Origin of the sequence: Streptomyces sp. NPDC059679, from assembly GCF_042734105.1 — a bacterium.
Taxonomy (GTDB): Bacteria; Actinomycetota; Actinomycetes; order Streptomycetales; family Streptomycetaceae; genus Streptomyces.
Genome location: NZ_JBHWES010000170.1, coordinates 1 through 3,631, shown reverse-complemented (window position 1 = coordinate 3,631; position 3,631 = coordinate 1). Strand labels below are relative to the sequence as shown.

Here is a 3,631-nt window from a genome sequence, read left to right as displayed (position 1 = left end):
GCGGTGGCGATGTGGTCGGGGGTGGTGCCGTGGACGATGCGGCGGTGCGGGAAGGTATGGCGCCCTTGGGCGAGGGTGTGGGCGGTGCGGGCCAGATCGGGCTGGTGGGCGCGGAGGTGGTGGGCGAGGCGGTCGGTGGCGGCGTCGAGGGCTTGAGGGGTGCGGGCGGACAGAACAAGGAGGCGTTCGGTGTCCGTGTCGGCGGTGGTTTCGGTGGAGCGGTTGGGTGGTGTGGGTGGTTCTTCGAGGATGAGGTGGGCGTTGGTGCCGCCGAAGCCGAAAGCGCTGATGCCCGCTCGGCGGATGTGGGTGGGGGTGTGTCTCCAGTACGTGGGTTGGTTGTTGATGCGGAAGGGCGTGTGACCGAGGTCGATATCGGGGTTGGGCTGGTGGTGGTTGACGGTGGGGGGAATGGTTTCGTGTGTGAGGGCCAGGACGGTCTTGATGAGGCCCGCGATCCCGGCCGCGGCGTCGAGGTGGCCGATGTTGCCCTTGATGGAGCCCAGGGCGCACGATGCGGGCGGGTTGTTCCCGAACACCCGGGACAATGCCTGCACCTCGATCGAGTCACCGATCAATGTGCCGGTCCCGTGGGCCTCGACGTAGTCGATCGACTCCGGGTCGAGGTCCGCCGCGGCCAGGGCCTCCGTAATCACTTGAGCCTGCCCCGCGACACCGGGAGCCGTAAAGCTCGCCTTCACGGCGCCGTCGTTGTTGACCGCCGACCCCCTGATCACGGCATGGACGGTGTCGCCGTCGGCCAGCGCGTCCTCCAGCCGCTTGAGCACCACCACCCCGACCCCGTTTCCGAAGACGGTCCCACGGGCGTCGGCGTCGAACGGCCGCACATGACCGTCGGGTGAGAGGAACGACCCCTCCTGGTGGAGATAGCCCGTGTTCTGGGGCACCTTGTAGGACGCCGCTCCGGACAGCGCCATATCGCATTCGTAGTTGAGCAGACCCTGGCACGCGGTGTGTACGGCGACGAGCGAGGTCGAACAGGCCGTATGGACGGGGATGCTGGGACCCTTGAGATCCAGCTTGTACGAGACCCTGCTGACCAGGAACGACAGCTCGAATCCGATGCCGTAGTTCTCCCCGCGCAGTCGCTCGCCCTCGTCGAGATTGCTGAAGATGTTGCCGAGGTACGAACTCGTACCCGCCCCCGCGTACACACCGATGCTGCCGTCGTAGCGCGCCGCGTCGTACCCTGCGTGCTCCAGCGCCTCCCACACGGTCTCCAGGAACAGCCGGTGCTGCGGGTCCATGACGCGCGCCTCGTGCGCGGAGTAGCCGAAGAACTCCGCGTCGAACAGGTCCATGCCCTCGAATCGCGGTGCGGCTCTCACATACTCGGGCCGGTTGAACACGTGCGGTGCGACCCCGGCCGAGATCAGTTCCTCGTCGCTCAACGGCACGATCGACTCCACGCCGTCCCGCAGATTCGCCCAGAACTCCGTCAGATTCCGCGCCCCGGGAAACCGCCCGGCCATTCCGACGATCGCAACTCCGTCCTGCGGATCGTCGGCGGAGGTCTCGGTCGCGTCACTCATCCGTTCCCCCTCGCTGTACGCCGCCGCTCCTGCTGCTGACGTCGCCGCTGCATTTTCTTTCTGCGTTCCTTGAGCCCTTCGGTGTCCGCGCTGTCCGTATGTTGCTGATGGGATATCTCAAGGAGATCCATCAGACCGGCTACCGTCAGAGCCTCGTAGAGATCCGCCAGCGTGAGCTTTACCGACAGCCTGCTGTTGATGACGCTGATCAGTTGAATCGCGATCAGGGAATTTCCGCCGAGTTCAAAGAAGTTGTCGTGAGCTCCGGCCTGTTCGACTCCCAGGAGCTCACCCCAGATGCCGCAGATTTCCCGCGCGGCGTCACTGCGGTTTCTTGTGAGGTCCCCGGACATATCCGGGAGAGCCGTCGCGGGGCCTGTCGGAGTGGTGCCGTTGGCGCCCTCTCGGATCGGGCTGCCTCCGCCGTGCTCCAGCCTGGGGGCCTGGGCGAGCAGTTGGGAGAGGTCGACGGGAGAGACGATGATCTGCGGAGTGGCCGCGCCCGTGAGAACCGTGTCCAGAGCGCGTAAGCCCTCCTCCTCCGACATGCCGCGGTCTGCCGCGCTCCCGGATGGATCGAGCGCGTTCGCGGTCTCCTGGTCGGCCGCCATGCCTACGCCACGCCATGGGCCCCAGTCGATGGTCAGCACGCGGCGGTGTCTGCCACGGTCCTGCGCGAAGGCGTCGAGGAAGCAGTTCGCGGCGCAGTAGTCGACCTGGCCGACGCTGCCGATATTCGCGGCGTTCGAGCCGAACAGCACCAGGAAGTCCAGGTCCAACCCGGACAGCGCCTCCTCGAGGACCAGAGTCCCGCGCACCTTGGGATGGAGGACTTCGGCCGCGACCCGCAGATCCTTGAGCTGGATCAGCCCGCCGCCGGCCAGCCCGGCGGTATGGAAGACACCGTGGATGGTGCCCCATTTGCCGCGGACCTGCTCCACGGCGGCCCGCATTGTTTTGGGATCACCGGCATCGGCCTGCACGACGAGCAGTTCGGCCCCGTTGTCGCGCAACCGCACCAGTCGGCGGACCGCATCGGCGGTGCGCGTGTCCGTGGGGCGGGCGGCCAGCCAGTCGTCCCACTCCTCGGCAGGGGGCAATGGCGTACGGGCGGTCAGCGCGAGGCGTGCTCCGGCGGTGGCCAGCTGTCCGGCCACGGCCAGGCCCAGGCCGCCGGTGCCACCCGTGATGAGATAGACACCCCCGGGGCGCAGCGCCTCCGCCGGCCGTGCCGGGTTGGGAAACCGCTGGGGCAGATGGTGCTGGGTCCAGCGGTGGATTCCCCGGTGGGCGACCACTTCGGTGTCCTGGCCGGGCTCGGCGGCCAGTTCGCCTATGAGCCGGTCGAGTTGGTGCGGTGCGGGGGGCCCGGCGTAGTCGAGGTCGACAGCGCGGCAGCTGAGGCCCGGCATTTCGCGTGGCAGTACGCGGCTCGGTCCGAGCAGCGTGGCCTTCGTCGGGGAAAGCCGCTCGTCGCCCGTGACGTTGTGCAGCCCGTTACTGAGGACCCACAGCCGGACGGACCCGACGGATTCCTCGCGGCTGAGCGCCTGCGCCAGATGTATCAGGCTCTCGAAGCCGAGCCGTCGGGTGTCCTCTTCGCTGTGAGCGGCGTCCTCGTCGTCCGAGGTGACGCTCCAGGCATGGACGAGGCATGTGGGTACGGCGCCGTACCGTTCTCGCAGAGCGGAGAGCAGACGGCCGTAGTCGCCACCTTCGCGGGCGTCGATGGTCCATGGCCTCGACTCCGGGGCGGCCCAGGAGTCACCCGCGTACACCATGGTCACCCGGGCGCCCGCGTCCCCCAACCGCGCCGAGACCGTGGCGCCGACACCTGGGCCGTCGGCGAACACCAGCCACTGGCGGGAGGCGTCGGGCAGCGCGACGGGCAGTGCGACGCGCTGCCAGGACGGGACGTGGAACCAGTCCGCGAGATCACTGCGGCGTTCCGCGATGTCCTTGGCTGCTGCGGTTGCCGTGGTCGCTGTGGTGGTTTTGGTGGGGTGGGGGAGCCAGTGGTGTTGGTGTTGGAAGGGGTAGGTGGGGAGGGGGATGCGTTGGGGTTTTTGGTGGGTGGT

2 protein-coding genes are annotated in these 3,631 nt (G+C 68.0%); both read right to left on the bottom strand.

From position 1 onward, the window contains the following. On the bottom strand, positions 1-1,553 hold a 1,553-nt coding region (locus tag ACFV2X_RS55375), incomplete at its 3' end, for a type I polyketide synthase (protein ID WP_385631886.1). Then, positions 1,550-3,631 (bottom strand): KR domain-containing protein (locus ACFV2X_RS55370; RefSeq protein WP_385631883.1); only part of this gene is annotated, 2,082 nt, incomplete at its 5' end. The genes ACFV2X_RS55375 and ACFV2X_RS55370, both read right to left, overlap by 4 nt.